At 72.2% G+C, this 13,768-nt stretch carries 11 protein-coding genes; all 11 read right to left on the bottom strand.

All coding sequences use genetic code 11. The features are described 5' to 3' along the window. Positions 1–333 (bottom strand): phosphoglucose isomerase-related protein (locus IE271_RS03110; RefSeq protein ID WP_506005289.1); only part of this gene is annotated, 333 nt, incomplete at its 3' end. 395 nt (positions 334–728) lie between these two features. Beyond that, on the bottom strand, positions 729–1,064 hold the full coding sequence (locus IE271_RS03105; RefSeq protein WP_003976875.1) for an RNA polymerase-binding protein RbpA: 336 nt from the start codon (positions 1,062–1,064) through the stop codon (positions 729–731). Positions 1,065–1,289: 225 nt separating this feature from the next. After that, entirely contained in the window at positions 1,290–1,526 is a 237-nt protein-coding gene (gene secG / locus IE271_RS03100; protein ID WP_208026456.1) for a preprotein translocase subunit SecG, read from the bottom strand. Between the two features lie 144 nt (positions 1,527–1,670). After that, positions 1,671–2,447: a triose-phosphate isomerase gene (gene tpiA, locus IE271_RS03095; RefSeq protein ID WP_190188530.1), complete on the bottom strand. Its 777-nt coding sequence runs from the start codon at positions 2,445–2,447 to the stop codon at positions 1,671–1,673. A 5-nt stretch (positions 2,448–2,452) separates the two neighbouring features. Continuing rightward, a complete protein-coding gene (locus IE271_RS03090) occupies positions 2,453–3,664 on the bottom strand; it encodes a phosphoglycerate kinase (RefSeq protein ID WP_190188529.1) in 1,212 nt (403 codons plus the stop codon). A gap of 126 nt (positions 3,665–3,790) precedes the next feature. Then, entirely contained in the window at positions 3,791–4,801 is a 1,011-nt protein-coding gene (gene gap, locus IE271_RS03085; protein ID WP_190188528.1) for a type I glyceraldehyde-3-phosphate dehydrogenase, read from the bottom strand. Positions 4,802–4,988: 187 nt separating this feature from the next. Next, positions 4,989–7,940: a M14 family metallopeptidase gene (locus tag IE271_RS03080; protein ID WP_190188527.1), complete on the bottom strand. Its 2,952-nt coding sequence runs from the start codon at positions 7,938–7,940 to the stop codon at positions 4,989–4,991. A gap of 433 nt (positions 7,941–8,373) precedes the next feature. Further along, positions 8,374–9,363 (bottom strand): DNA-binding protein WhiA, encoded by a 990-nt coding sequence (gene whiA / locus IE271_RS03075; RefSeq protein WP_190188526.1) that lies wholly within the window; start codon positions 9,361–9,363, stop codon positions 8,374–8,376. Further along, complete coding sequence (locus tag IE271_RS03070) at positions 9,354–10,397, bottom strand: gluconeogenesis factor YvcK family protein (RefSeq protein ID WP_190188525.1); 1,044 nt, start codon at positions 10,395–10,397, stop codon at positions 9,354–9,356. Before IE271_RS03070 ends, whiA begins: the two co-directional genes overlap by 10 nt. Next, a complete protein-coding gene (gene rapZ / locus IE271_RS03065; RefSeq protein ID WP_190188524.1) occupies positions 10,394–11,554 on the bottom strand; it encodes an RNase adapter RapZ in 1,161 nt (386 codons plus the stop codon). Before rapZ ends, IE271_RS03070 begins: the two co-directional genes overlap by 4 nt. Beyond that, positions 11,551–13,659, bottom strand: coding sequence for an excinuclease ABC subunit UvrC (uvrC, locus tag IE271_RS03060; protein ID WP_190188523.1), 2,109 nt, complete (start codon positions 13,657–13,659; stop codon positions 11,551–11,553). Before uvrC ends, rapZ begins: the two co-directional genes overlap by 4 nt. Positions 13,660–13,768: the final 109 nt, after the last annotated feature.

Genomic DNA, 13,768 nt, shown 5'->3' with positions numbered 1-13,768 from the left:
GACCTCGGCGTCGCGCGGGGCGCGCAGCGCCGTGTGCAGCACGGCCCGGTCCTCGGTGGTGTTGATGCGCTCGCCGCGGAACATCGCGTCCCGCAGCTCGAACACACCGGCCGCCGCGGCCAGCTCGCGCAGCAGGCGCAGGGTCTCGTCGGTGACGAGCTGCTTGGAGTAGTCGACGTGCAGGTCGCCGACCTGGAGGCGGTACCCCGTGGCGCGGTCGGGGTGGTCGTCGAAGAGCCGGCGCAGGTGCACCTCGCCGAGTTCCTCGCGGTGCTTCGCCAGAGCGGTCCACTCGGGCGTCTGGGTGAGCCGGGTACGGCCTTCTGCGTTCATCTCGGACTTCAGCCTTCTTTCGTACACACGTACGTACCTGCGAACCTTGTCCCGCTGCCGGTCCCAACCTAATTGATCAGGGCGCGGTGTGAGCGGTCGCAACGGCGTCATCCGGCCCACCACGGACACGTCCGCCGGAGGGCGGGGGTGGCGCGATGACGGCCGGTGGCAGGAGGAAGGCGGCCACGGCGGAAGCCGCGCGTTCCGATGACGGGCGCGGCGAAGGCGGCCGTCGGACGTCCCGGACCGTGCCCGCCGTCCGCGCGGCGCGACGGCCGGACCGGCCGCCGAAGCCGCCGGCCCGGTCGTCGCGGCGGTCGGCTCGGCCGACGGAGGGCGGGCGCGTGAAGCACGTCCGGCCAGGCACCTCTCGGTGCCCGGCCGGATGTCGACTCCTAGATCTCGCCCCGCAGTTTGGCGAGCGCCTCGGCGAGGATCGCCTCGCCGTCCGCGTCGCTGCGCCGCTCCCGCACGTACGCGAGGTGGGTCTTGTAGGGCTCGGTGCGCGGCGGGTCCGGCGGGTTGTCCCGGTCCTGCCCGGCGGGAAAGCCGCAGCGCGGGCAGTCCCAGGTCTCGGGCACCTGCGCGTCGCTGGCGAAACTCGGCTGCGTCTCATGCCCGTTGGAGCACCAGAAGGAGATGCGCAGCCGGGGCGCGGACTCACCGCGCTCGGCCTCGCCCATCGGCCCCGCCCCGACCCGGCTTCCACGGATCGCGTTGCCACTTGCCACGGTCGTTACTCCCTGCGTGATGGTGCCGCGAAGCGAGTCGGCCTCGGGCTTCGCTGCGAGCGCCTCAGTCTACGTAAGGCCGAACGCGCGTCCAGTGACGGGAGTTGCCCTCTCCTGCAGTGGACGCAAGCCCCATGATAGGCCGCGCTCGCGAGCGCGTACCGTACATGGGGCTTTCCTGCGCGATGTTCGGTTGTACGACGGCCGGCGGCCCGACGGCATCGGTCAGTTGTTGACCTTCATCATGATGCCGAGCACCACGATGCACGCGAACCACAGCAGTCCGACGACCACGGTGATGCGGTCGAGGTTGCGCTCGGCGACCGAGGAGCCGCCGACGGACGACTGCATGCCGCCACCGAACATGTCGGAGAGGCCGCCGCCCTTCCCCTTGTGCATCAGCACCAGCAGCATCAGCAGCAGGCTGAAGACGATCAGGGCGATCGAGAACCCCAAAACCACGGCTGGACTCCCTTTCCGAGTGTTCCCTCGGACCTCGATGGACGACGGGGCCCGGTGGACTGTCACCGGACCCCGCAAGGGTACGACGGATCGCCGTTCCCGCATACTCGCGAGCTGGCGGGACGCGCGGGGCGCCCCGCTGGCTCACTGGTCGCGGAAGCGGACGATCTTCACGAACTCGTCGGCGTCGAGCGAGGCGCCGCCGACCAGGGCGCCGTCGATGTCGGGCTGCGCCATGATCTCGGCGACGTTGCCGGCCTTCACGGAGCCGCCGTACTGGATGCGGACCTTGCCGGCCACCTCCGGCGCGTACAGCTCGGCGACCTTGGCGCGGATCGCGGCGCAGACCTCCTGGGCGTCCTCGGCGCCGCAGACCTTGCCGGTGCCGATGGCCCAGACGGGCTCGTAGGCGATCACGACGGTCTCGGCCTGCTCGGCCGGGAGGTCCTTCAGACCGCCCTCGACCTGGGTGAGGGTGTGCGTGACGTGGTTGCCCGCCTCGCGGACCTCCAGCTCCTCGCCGACGCACAGGATCGGCGTCAGACCGTGCTTGAAGGCGGCCTTGACCTTGGCGTTGCAGACCTCGTCGGTCTCGGCGTGGTACTGGCGGCGCTCGGAGTGGCCGACCGCCACGTAGGTGCACTTCAGCTTGGCCAGCATCGCGCCGGAGATCTCACCGGTGTACGCCCCGGAGTCGTGCGCCGAGAGGTCCTGGGCGCCGTACTTGATCTTCAGCTTGTCGCCGTCCACCAGGGTCTGCACGGAGCGCAGGTCGGTGAAGGGCGGCAGGACGGCGACCTCGACGGCCTCGTAGTCCTTGTCGGCCAGCGCGAAGGCGAGCTTCTGGACGTGCGCGATGGCCTCGAGGTGGTTGAGGTTCATCTTCCAGTTGCCCGCCATCAGCGGCGTGCGGGTGGTCATCGGGGTCAGTCCTCCAGTGCGGCGAGACCGGGGAGCGTCTTGCCCTCGAGGTATTCGAGGGAGGCGCCGCCGCCGGTCGAGATGTGGCCGAACGCGTTCTCGTCGAAGCCCAGGGTGCGGACGGCCGCGGCGGAGTCGCCGCCGCCGACCACGGTGAAGCCCGGGGCGTCGACGAGGGCCTGGGCGACGGCCCGGGTGCCCTCGGCGTAGTCGGGGTGCTCGAAGACGCCCATGGGGCCGTTCCAGAAGACGGTGGCGGCGTCGGCGAGCTTGGATGCGTACAGCTTGCGGGTCTCAGGACCGATGTCGAGACCCTCCTGGTCGGCCGGGATGGCGTCCGCGGCGACGGTGGTGGGGTTCGCCGGGGCCTTGGTCCTCAGGTCCGGGAACTCGGGCGCGACCAGCACGTCGACCGGGAGCACCAGCTCCACGCCGGTCCTCTCGGCCCGCTCGATGTACTCCTTGACGGCCGGGATCTGGTCCTCCTGGAGGAGGGAGATGCCGACCTCGTGGCCCTTGGCCTTGAGGAAGGTGTAGGCCATGCCGCCGCCGATGAGGAGGCGGTCGGCCTTGCCGAGCAGCTGGTCGATGACGGCGAGCTTGTCGGAGACCTTGGCGCCGCCGAGCACGACCGCGTAGGGGCGCTTGACGTCCTCGGTGAGCTTCTTGAGGACCTCGACCTCGTTGGCGATCAGGTGGCCCGCGTAGTGCGGCAGGCGCTTGGGGAGGTCGAAGACGGAGGCGTGCTTGCGGTGCACGGCGCCGAAGCCGTCGCCCACGTACACGTCGGCCAGCTGCGCGAGCGCGTCGGCGAACGCGCCGCGCTCGGCCTCGTCCTTGGCCGTCTCGCCGGCGTTGAAGCGCAGGTTCTCCACGACCGCGACCCCGCCGGGGGCCAGGGAGCCGACCGTCTCGTGGGCGGAGGGGCCGGTGGTGTCCTCGGCGAACGCGACGTCCTTGCCGAGCAGTTCGCCGAGGCGGGCGGCGGCGGGACGGAGCGAGAAGGCCGGGTCCGGGGCGCCCTTGGGGCGGCCCAGGTGGGAGGCGACGACGACCTTGGCGCCCGCGTCGGCGAGGGCCTTGACGGTGGGCAGCACGGCGCGGATGCGGCCGTCGTCGGTGATGGTGCCGTCGGCGAGCGGCACGTTGAGGTCGGCGCGGACGAAGACCCGCTTGCCGTCGACTCCTTCGCTGAGGAGTTCGTCGATCGTCTTCATGAAGGGGACTCCTTGGGGCTCTGCGGTCCGGAGGGCCGGTCGGTTCGGTACGCGAGACAGGGCTCGGACAGCGCGGCCGTGCGCTGCCCGAGCCCTGTGCTCACATCGAGGTGCCTGCTCCGGGGGTCAGAGCTGCTCGCCGACGAAGACCGTGAGGTCGACGAGGCGGTTGGAGTAGCCCCACTCGTTGTCGTACCAGCCGAGGACCTTCACCGTCCGGCCCTCCTGGACCATGGTCATGGAGGAGTCGAAGGTGCAGGAGGCCGGGTCGCTGACGATGTCGGACGACACGATCGGGTCCTCGGTGTAGAAGAGGAAGCCCTTGAGGGCGCCGTCCTCGGAGGCCTTCTTGAACGCGGCGTTGACCTCGTCCTTGGTGACCTCGCGCTGCAGCTCGACGACCAGGTCGGTGGCGGAGCCGGTGGGGACCGGGACGCGCATGGCGATGCCGTCCAGCTTGCCCTTGAGCTGCGGCAGGACCAGGGCGGTGGCCTTGGCGGCACCGGTCGTGGTCGGGATGATGTTCTCGGCGGCGGCACGGGCGCGGCGCAGGTCCTTGTGCGGGAAGTCCAGGATGCGCTGGTCGTTCGTGTACGCGTGGACGGTCGTCATCAGACCCTTGACGATGCCGAAGTTCTCGTCGAGGACCTTGGCCATCGGCGCCACGCAGTTGGTGGTGCACGAGGCGTTCGAGATGACGTGGTGGTTCGCCGGGTCGTACTGGTCCTGGTTGACGCCCATGACGATGGTGATGTCCTCGTTCTTGGCCGGGGCCGAGATGAGGACCTTCTTCGCGCCGCCCGCGATGTGCTTCTCGGCGTCTTCCTTCTTGGTGAAGATGCCGGTGGACTCGATCACGATGTCGACGCCCAGCTCGCCCCACGGGATGTCGGCGGGGTTGCGCTCGGACAGCACCTTGATGGTGTGGCCGTCGACCGTGATGGTGTCCTCGGTGTGCGACACCTCGGCCTTGAGGCGGCCCAGGATGGTGTCGTACTTCAGCAGGTGAGCGGTGGTCGCGGTGTCACCCAGGTCGTTGACAGCCACGACCTCGATGTCTGCACCCTGCTCCAGCAGCGCGCGGAAGTAGTTGCGGCCGATGCGGCCGAAGCCGTTGATGCCTACGCGGATCGTCACGAACCGATCTCCTCGTTGGTACGCCGGCCGTCGATGCCGGCGAGCTGTATGGGATGTCCCCGACCGCCTATGACCCTACCTCCCCCGGCCTCCGGGGGTGACATCGAGAGGGCCGTAACGGCGGGGCGGCCCGTACCCGTGAGTAGGGGTACGGGCCGCCCCGGTCGCGTGCCCCGGGAACCCCGTGTCAGTCACGCAGGGCCGCGAGGGCCCGTCCGAGCAGGGCCGTCCGGTCGGCCGGCCGGGCCACGTGCTCCAGGCCGAAGCCGAGCAGCACGGTGTCACGCGTGGTGACGGCCGCGTGGGTCGAGAACAGCTCCCCGCTGCGGGCCCAGTCCCGCAGGACGGCCGGACTGCCCGCGGGCGGTCCGGGCACGCTCCAGGCGCCGAGGGAGGTCTCGAAGCCCTCGGTGTCCGCCGCGGTGCCGCCGGTGACGAGGGAGACCTCGTCGGCGAGGACGCCGCGCCCGCCGCTGCCCGGGTCGGTGATGTAGCTCAGCGAGAGCTCGACGGTCCTCCCGGCGTAGGCGCTCAGGTCGAACTCCATCTGCTGCCAGCCGCTGGAGGAGCCGGTGAGGCTGTTCCAGGAACCACTCGTTCCGGTGTTGCCGCAGCCGTCGTCGCCGAGGGTGAGGTAGCGCTTCAGCTCCGGGTGCAGCCGCAGGAGGAAGCCCGCCTCGCACTCGGCGGGGACGTCCGCGGTGGTGGCGCCGCCCGCCTCGGGCAGGGTCGTCCAGTCGTCGGCCCCGGCGGTGCGGGCCTCCAGGACGGCGTGGTCGTAGCCGGGCTCGGTGTCCCACAGCAGGTGCGCGCGCAGGGTGGGCGCCTCGCCCGCGGCGACCCCGGTGAGGTCGACGGTGCGGGTGAGCCGCTTCCAGGCGTTGTCGGTGTGCACGGCGGCGGCCATGGCGGAGCCCGCGTAGGGGCCGTACGGGTTGACGGTCCCGGCGAACTCGCCCGCCCCCGCGCTCGTGAACCGGGGGTAGGTGTCGGCGGGCAGGCTGTCGGAGGTGACGGTGTAGGCACCGGCCGCGTTCAGCGGGTTGCCCGGCGCGTCCCCGAGGGGACCCGAGGCGCCCGCCAGTTCGCCCGATCCGGTGAAAGCGGTGGCGCCCGCCGTCGACGTGCGCGAGTACGCGCCCAGGTAGTACTGGCTGAAGTCGTTGGTGGTGGTGTCGGAGATCGCGACCGAGCCGCCCGCCTGCTCGCCGGCCTCGATCAGCTTGCCGCCCTCGTTGAGGAAGGCGCGCAGCCGGAGCTGGGTGGCGAGGCCCGGCCGGGAGCCGCCGGTGTAGTGGACGACCGTGGAGAAGTGGCCGAGGACGCCGAGCGCGTCGGGGGCGCCCTGGGCGGCGACGTCCCAGACCACGGCCTTGCGGCCGTTCGCCCTCAGCGCGTCCGCGTACGTCTGCGCCTGCGTGGCGGCCGCGCCCTCCTCGGCGACGACGAGCACGTCCGCGCGCGGCCGTTCGGCGACGGTGTAGGTGAAGTGCTCGCTGGAGGTGGGCTTCCCGCTCCTCGTCTCACCGGTGAACCACACCTCGACCTCGTCGCCCGGGGCGCCGTCCTCGACCTTCGCCCGGTACTCGTCGAAGTAGAGGTTGTCCTCGCCGCCGTACCGCTCGCCGCCCTTCCACGGCCTGAGCGCCATGTCGAGCACCCGGCCGCCGTTGACGCGGTACTTCAGCTCCTTGTCGCGCACCGACTTCCGTGCGACGACGGAGACCTCCTGGTCCGCGCCGCGCGAGTACGACGTCGTGAACGGCGCCGGGGTGAAGTCGGGGGCCTCGATGCCGACCGGGGAGGACGGCCGGTCGGGGTGGGCGGCGGTCTCGGCGACGGAGAGCGCGAACGGGACGTTCTTCTCGAACTCCTGCTGGATCAGCTTCTCGTCGTCGGGGAAGGTGAAGACCGAGGCGCAGTCGGCCGCGTTCCAGGCGTCGTCCGGGTCGAGGTCCGACGCGGTCTGGCAGGTCGACATCTCCGGGGTGAACATCGCCATGCCGTTGACGTTGGCGGCGTGTCCGTCGGCCTCGCCGTTGGTGGTGTACAGCTCGGAGGAGATCTGCGGGTGGTAGCCGGGGACGGCGGAGTTCTCCGGGGTGCCGGCCAGCGCCTTGTAGAGCACGTCGTCCGGGCTCGGCGTCGCCACCTGCCAGCCCACCCCGTACAGCAGCAGCTCGGCGGCGGAGTGGTAGTTGATGCCGTACGTGAAGCCGATGCGCTTCTCGAAGGCGTCGATCGCCTTCGTCTCCGGCTCGGAGCCGGGGGACGCGCCGCGGTAGGTCTCACCGGCGGGGTTCGGGGACGAGCCCTCGTCGTCGTAGCCCCACTTGTAGGCGAAGTTGCGGTTGAGGTCGACGCCGTCGCCGGTGCCGATCACGCCGTCGCCGTTGACGTCCCGGAGGTTCTTGCGCCACTGGCGGTTGTCCGGGGAGGCGTGGGTGTGGTCGTAGCCGTCGGGGTTGGCGGAGAGGACGAACCACAGCTCGGTGGAGTCGACGACGCGCTTGATCCGCCGGTCCTCGGAGTAGTTGTCCAGGTAGTGGTGGAGCAGCCGCCGCGTCATCTCGGGCGTGATCCACTCGCGGGCGTGCTGGTTGGACATGTACAGCACGGAGGGCTTGGAGCCGTCCTCGCTCTTCCTGGCGCCCTTGGTGAGCTTGAGCGCGAGGATGTCCTGCCCGCGGACGGTCTTTCCGATGGAGACCACCTTGGTGAGGTCCGGGTGGGCCTGCGCCGTCTCCATGATCTCCTCACGGAGGCCGCCGGGCCCGCCGTACGGGCGGAACACGCCGTCGCCCGCGGCCCTCACCCGCTTCTCGGCCCGCGCCGTGAGCTTCCGCTCGGTGAGGTCGACGCCCTTGTCCTCCAGGCGCTCGGCCTGCCGGTCCGTCAGGTAGACCTCGACGGTCGCCCCGCCCTTCGCGGGCACCTGCTCGCTCAGTTCGTGGGCGTCCTGCCCGGCCGCCAGGAGCAGGGGTACCTGCTCCTCGGTGACCTCGGCGCGGAACACCTTCACGGCGTCCGCGGCCGGATCGGAGGACGCGTCGCCCGCCGCGTGGGCGGCGGGCGCGTAGCCCGCCCCGCCCAGCAGGAGCGCGCTCGTGGCGAGGATCGCTCTCGCTCTTCGTCTCATGAGCCCCCCTTGCAGTTGTCCGGCACTTCTGTGCCGGACGACAGGCTCATGGCCTTGCATGATCATGTCAATGATGGATTCAAGGGACAGCGATGTCTCCGGGACGGGCCCGGAGGGCCGCGGGAAGCGGTGGCGGAACCGGGGGCCGTGGGGGGTGCGGGAAGCGGTGGTGGAGCCGGGGAACGGTGGGGAGCGGGGAACGGTGGGGGCGCCGGGGAGCGGTGGCGGAGGAACCGTCGGCACCTGGGAGGGACGCCGGCGGCCCCACCGAGGCGGCGGGCCACCGGGGCGGCGGGCTCACCGAAGTGCCGGCGGCCCTGCCAAGGTGCCTGCGGCCTCACCGAAGCGGCGGGCCACCGGGACGGCGGCCTCACCGGACGGCCGGGACGGCGGGGCGGCGGCCCCGCCGGTCCCGCCGGTCGGTCCGGCCCGCTCAGCCCACGAGGTTGTCGGCCATCTCCTCGGTGAGGTTCGACTCCGTGCCCGGGATGCCGAGGTCCTGGGCCCGCTTGTCGGCCATGGCCAGCAGCCGGCGGATGCGGCCCGCGACGGCGTCCTTCGTCAGCGGCGGGTCGGCGAGCGCGCCCAGCTCCTCCAGGGACGCCTGCTTGTGCTCCATGCGCAGCCGCCCGGCCGCCGCGAGGTGCTCGGGGACCTCGTCGCCGAGGATCTCCAGGGCGCGCTGCACCCGGGCGCCGGCGGCGACCGCCGCGCGGGCGGAGCGGCGCAGATTGGCGTCGTCGAAGTTGGCGAGGCGGTTGGCGGTGGCCCGGACCTCGCGGCGCATCCGCCGCTCCTCCCAGGCCAGCACCGACTCGTGGGCGCCGAGGCGGGTCAGCAGCGCGCCGATCGCGTCGCCGTCGCGCACGACCACGCGGTCCACGCCGCGCACCTCGCGGGCCTTCGCGGCGATCGACAGCCGGCGGGCGGCGCCGACCAGGGCGAGCGCGGCCTCGGGGCCGGGGCAGGTCACCTCAAGGGAGGAGGAGCGGCCCGGCTCGGTCAGCGAGCCGTGCGCCAGGAACGCTCCGCGCCAGGCGGCCTCGGCGTCGCAGGTGGCCCCCGAGACCACCTGCGGCGGCAGCCCCCGGATCGGGCGTCCGCGCCCGTCCACCAGGCCGGTCTGCCGGGCCAGCTGGTCACCGCCCGCGACCACGCGCACGACGTAGCGGGAGCCGCGGCGCAGTCCGCCGGGGGCCATCACGATCAGCTCCGAGCTGTGGCCGAAGATCTCCAGGATGTCCCGCTTCAGCCGCCGTGCCGCCATCGCGGTGTCCAGCTCCGCCTCGATCACGATGCGGCCGCTCACCAGGTGAAGGCCGCCCGCGAACCGCAGGACGGCGGAGACCTCCGCCTTTCTGCAGCAGGTCCGGGTGACGGGTAGCCGGGAGATCTCGTCCTTCACCGCTGCCGTCATCGCCATGGGCCGATCCTTCCATGCATCCGAAAAATACGGTCGTACGCGGCGGCCAGCAGCTCCGGGTCATGCCTCGGGGAACCGTCGGCCCGGGCCACCGGAGCCAGCTCGACCGCGGCGCCGAAACGACGGGCGGCGTCGGTGAGCGAGTCACGGTCGGGCACGGCGGCCTCGTCGGCCAGCACCACGTCCAGGGCGAGTTTAGGGGCGTGTCGTCCCAAAACCTCCAAATGACGCTGCGGGGAGAAGCCCTCGGTTTCTCCGGGCTGCGGGGCGAGGTTCAGGGACAGCACCCGGCGGGCCTTGGTCTCCGTGAGCGCGTCCAGCAGGTCGGGCACCAGCAGGTGCGGCATCACCGAGGAGAACCAGGAGCCGGGGCCGAGCACCACCCAGTCCGCGTCTAGGATCGCGGTGACCACCTCGGGCACGGCGGGCGGGTCGTGCGGCACGACGTGCACGGACTGCACCTCGCCGGGGGTGAGGGCGACGGTCGCCTGCCCCCGGACCGTCGTGATCTCCTGCGGCCGCTCCGGGTCGTGGCCCCTGACCAGCGCCTGGAGCTCCAGGGGCACGGCGGACATGGGCAGCACGCGGCCGTGCGCGCCGAGCAGCCGGCCCACCAGGTCCAGGGCCTGGACGTGGTCGCCGAGCTGCTCCCACAGGGCGACGATCAGCAGATTGCCCACCGCGTGGTCGTGCAGGTCGCCGTGGGACTGGAAGCGGTGCTGGATGACGCGGGCCCAGGTCTGGCCCCAGTCGTCGTCGCCGCACAGCGCGGCCAGCGCCTTGCGCAGGTCGCCGGGCGGCAGGACGCCCAGCTCGTCGCGGAGCCGCCCGCTGGAGCCGCCGTCGTCGGCGACGGTCACCACGGCGGTGAGGTCGCCGGTGATGCGGCGCAGCGCGGCGAGCGAGGCCGACAGGCCCATGCCGCCGCCGAGGGCGACGACCTTGGGCTGGGCGCCGCGCCTGCGCACCCTGCCGCCGCGGCCCTCGGGGCCGGTCCCGCGCAGCCTGCTCAGCCGCAGCGTACGTCCGGTCATTCGCGGCCCATGTCCCGGTGGACGACGACCGTCTCCACTCCCTCGGCCGCCAGGCGGGCGGCGAGCTTCTCCGACATGGCGACCGAGCGGTGCTTGCCGCCGGTGCAGCCGACGGCGATGGTCACGTAGCGCTTGCCCTCGCGGCGGTAGCCCGCGGCGACGAGCTGGAGCAGCTCGGCGTAGCGGTCGAGGAACTCCTTGGCGCCGGGCTGGTTCAGGACGTAGCTCGACACCTCCTCGTTGAGGCCGGTGAAGGGGCGCAGCTCGGGGACCCAGTGCGGGTTGGGCAGGAAGCGCATGTCCACGACCAGGTCGGCGTCGACCGGCAGGCCGTACTTGAAGCCGAAGGACATGACCGTGGCCCGCAGCTCGGGCTCCTCCTCGCCCGCGAACCGGGCGTCCATCTTGGCGCGCAGCTCGTGCACGTTGAGGCTGGAGGTGTCGATCACCAGGTCGGCGTCGCCGCGCAGCTCGCGCAGCAGCTCGCGCTCGGCGGCGATGCCGTCGACGATCCGGCCGTCGCCCTGGAGGGGGTGGGGCCGCCGGACGGACTCGAACCGGCGCACCAGGGCGTCGTCGGAGGACTCCAGGAAGACGATCCGCCGGGTGACGTGGCGGGCCTCCAGGTCGGCGAGCGACTCGCGGAGGTTGTCGAAGAAGCGGCGGCCGCGGACGTCGACGACGACCGCGATCCGCGCCACGTTGCCCTGGGAGCGGGCGCCGAGCTCCACCATGGTGGGGATCAGCGCGGGCGGCAGGTTGTCCACGACGAACCAGCCGAGGTCCTCCAGACACTTGGCGGCGGTGGACCGGCCGGCGCCCGACATCCCGGAGATGATCACCAGCTCGGGGATGGCGGCGTCCGGCAGTGCGGCCGTCTCGATGGTCGTGCCCGTACTCACGTCTGCTCCGTCTTCCTGGTCCGCGTCCTGCCGCGGGCGGTCGTCCTCGGGTGCGCGGCCGTCCCCCGGGGGTGCGGCCCACGAGGTGTCAACGTCCCGCGTACGCCGATCGTTACCGATCCCGTGACCGGCGTCGCCCGCGCCTCCGCCCGCCCGGAGGGCCTCGGCCCGCCGGGCCCGGTCCCCGCTCGTCCGCGTGTGCGACTCCGGGGTGCGCGCCGTGCGTTCCTCCGGGTCAGCCCCGTGTTCCGTCATGTCTCCTGCCCCCGTCTTCCGTCCGGGGCGCCCGCGGGCACGGACTCCCCCTCGGGTCCGGGACCCGCCGCCGTCCCGGGTTCCTCGTCCTCGATGATCTCTCCGGTCGTCATGTTGACCGCGGGCGCCGCCGGGGCCGCCCGCGCGAAGGCCACGGCGATCGCCTCGGCCGTCTTGCGGCCTATGCCGGGCACCTCGCACATCTGGTCGATCGTCGCGGCCCGCAGCTTCTTCACCGACCCGAAGTGCCTGATCAGTGCCTGCTTGCGCGCCTCGCCCAGGCCCGGCACGTCGTCCAGCGGGCTGGACCGGAAGCGCTGGGACCGCTTGGTGCGCTGGTAGGTGATCGCGAAGCGGTGCGCCTCGTCGCGCACGCGCTGCAGCAGGTACAGCCCCTCGCTCGTGCGGGGCAGCACCACCGGGTCGTCCTCGCCGGGCACCCAGACCTCTTCGAGCCGCTTGGCCAGGCCGCACACGGCGATGTCGTCGATGCCCAGCTCGTCCAGGGCCCGGCGGGCGGCCGCGACCTGCGGCTGCCCGCCGTCGACCACCACGAGCTGCGGCGGGTAGGCGAACCTCTTGGGGCGCCCGTCGTCCTCGGTCAGGGCCCCTGCCCCGACTCCGGCGCCGACCTCGGCTCCGGCGCCCGTCCCGGCTCCGGCCTCGGCCTCGGGCAACTCGCCGTCCGCCCACTCCCCGGTCTTCTCCTTCTCCGCGAGGTACCGCCGGAAGCGCCGGGTGATCACCTCGTGCATGGAGCGGACGTCGTCCTGGCCCGCGAAGCCCTTGATCTGGAAGCGCCGGTACTCGCTCTTGCGCGCCAGGCCGTCCTCGAAGACCACCATCGAGGCCACCACGTCCTCGCCCTGGAGGTGCGAGATGTCGTAGCACTCCACGCGCAGCGGCGCGCTGTCCAGGCCGAGGGCCTCGGCGATCTCCTCCAGGGCGCGCGAGCGGGTGGTCAGGTCGGAGGCGCGCTTGGTCTTGTGCAGGGCCAGGGCCTGCTGCGCGTTGCGCTGCACGGTCTCCATGAGGGCCTTCTTGTCGCCGCGCTGGGGGATGCGCAGCGACACGTTCGACCCGCGGCGGTCGGCGAGCCACTGCTGCACCGGCTCCACCGGGTCGGGCAGGGCCGGCACCAGCACCTCCTTGGGCACCGCGTCGCCGGTCTCCTCGCCGTAGAGCTGCTGCAGCGCGTGCTCGACGAGGCCGGCGGTGGTGACGGCCTCCACCTTGTCCGTCACCCAGCCGCGCTGGCCGCGCACCCGGCCGCCGCGCACGTGGAAGATCTGCACGGCGGCCTCCAGCTCGTCCTCGGCGACCGCCATCAGGTCGGCGTCGGTCGCGTCGGCGAGGACCACCGCGCTCTTCTCCATGGCCTTCTTCAGGGCCCCGATGTCGTCGCGCAGGCGGGCCGCCCGCTCGTACTCCATCTCCTCGGCCGCCTCCGCCATCCGCTGCTCCAGACGGCGGATGTACGTCCCCGTGCGGCCGGTCATGAAGTCGCAGAAGTCCTCGGCGAGGTCCCGGTGGTCCTCCGCCGAGATGCGCTCGACGCAGGGGGCGGAGCACTTGCCGATGTAGCCCAGCAGGCAGGGGCGGCCGGTGCGGGCGGCGTTCTTGAAGACGCCCGCCGAGCACGTGCGCACCGGGAAGACGCGCAGGAGGAGGTCCACGGTGTCGCGGATCGCCCACGCGTGCGTGTACGGGCCGAAGTAGCGCACGCCCTTCTTCTTGTGCCCGCGCATCACCTGCACCCGCGGGAACCGCTCGTTCATCGTGACCGCGAGGTAGGGGTAGCTCTTGTCGTCGCGGTACTTCACGTTGAACCGCGGGTCGTACTCCTTGATCCAGGAGTACTCCAGCTGGAGCGCCTCGACCTCCGTGGACACCACCGTCCACTCCACCGACGCGGCCGTGGTGACCATCGAACGCGTACGCGGGTGGAGGTTCGCCAGGTCCTGGAAGTAGTTCGCCAGGCGCTGGCGCAGACTTTTCGCCTTTCCGACGTAGATCACCCGGCGGTGCTCGTCGCGGAACCGGTAGACCCCCGGCGAGTCGGGGATCTCTCCCGGCTTGGGGCGGTAGCTGGAGGGGTCGGCCATGTCTCACACCCTACTGGCGCCGTGTGACACCGCGACGGTCCGCCGGTCGGCACGGCCGGACGGGACCGCCCCGGCCGCCGAGGGGGTGCCCGGCCGGACGGCGGGATGG

Source organism: Streptomyces minutiscleroticus, from assembly GCF_014650875.1.
GTDB lineage: Bacteria > Actinomycetota > Actinomycetes > Streptomycetales > Streptomycetaceae > Streptomyces > Streptomyces minutiscleroticus.
Note: the sequence above shows the minus strand (reverse complement) of the source record. Positions and strands in the feature narration are given on the sequence as shown.

Excerpts from the sequence above, each read along its gene's own strand:
- rapZ (WP_190188524.1), bottom strand. The coding sequence starts at position 11,554 with ATGACGGAACACGGGGCTGACCCGGAGGAACGCACGGCGCGCACCCCG.
- IE271_RS03090 (WP_190188529.1), bottom strand. The coding sequence starts at position 3,664 with ATGAAGACGATCGACGAACTCCTCAGCGAAGGAGTCGACGGCAAGCGG.
- tpiA (WP_190188530.1), bottom strand. The coding sequence starts at position 2,447 with ATGACCACCCGCACGCCGCTGATGGCGGGCAACTGGAAGATGAACCTC.
- IE271_RS03080 (WP_190188527.1), bottom strand. The coding sequence starts at position 7,940 with ATGAGACGAAGAGCGAGAGCGATCCTCGCCACGAGCGCGCTCCTGCTG.
- IE271_RS03070 (WP_190188525.1), bottom strand. The coding sequence starts at position 10,397 with ATGACCGGACGTACGCTGCGGCTGAGCAGGCTGCGCGGGACCGGCCCC.
- uvrC (WP_190188523.1), bottom strand. The coding sequence starts at position 13,659 with ATGGCCGACCCCTCCAGCTACCGCCCCAAGCCGGGAGAGATCCCCGAC.
- whiA (WP_190188526.1), bottom strand. The coding sequence starts at position 9,363 with ATGGCGATGACGGCAGCGGTGAAGGACGAGATCTCCCGGCTACCCGTC.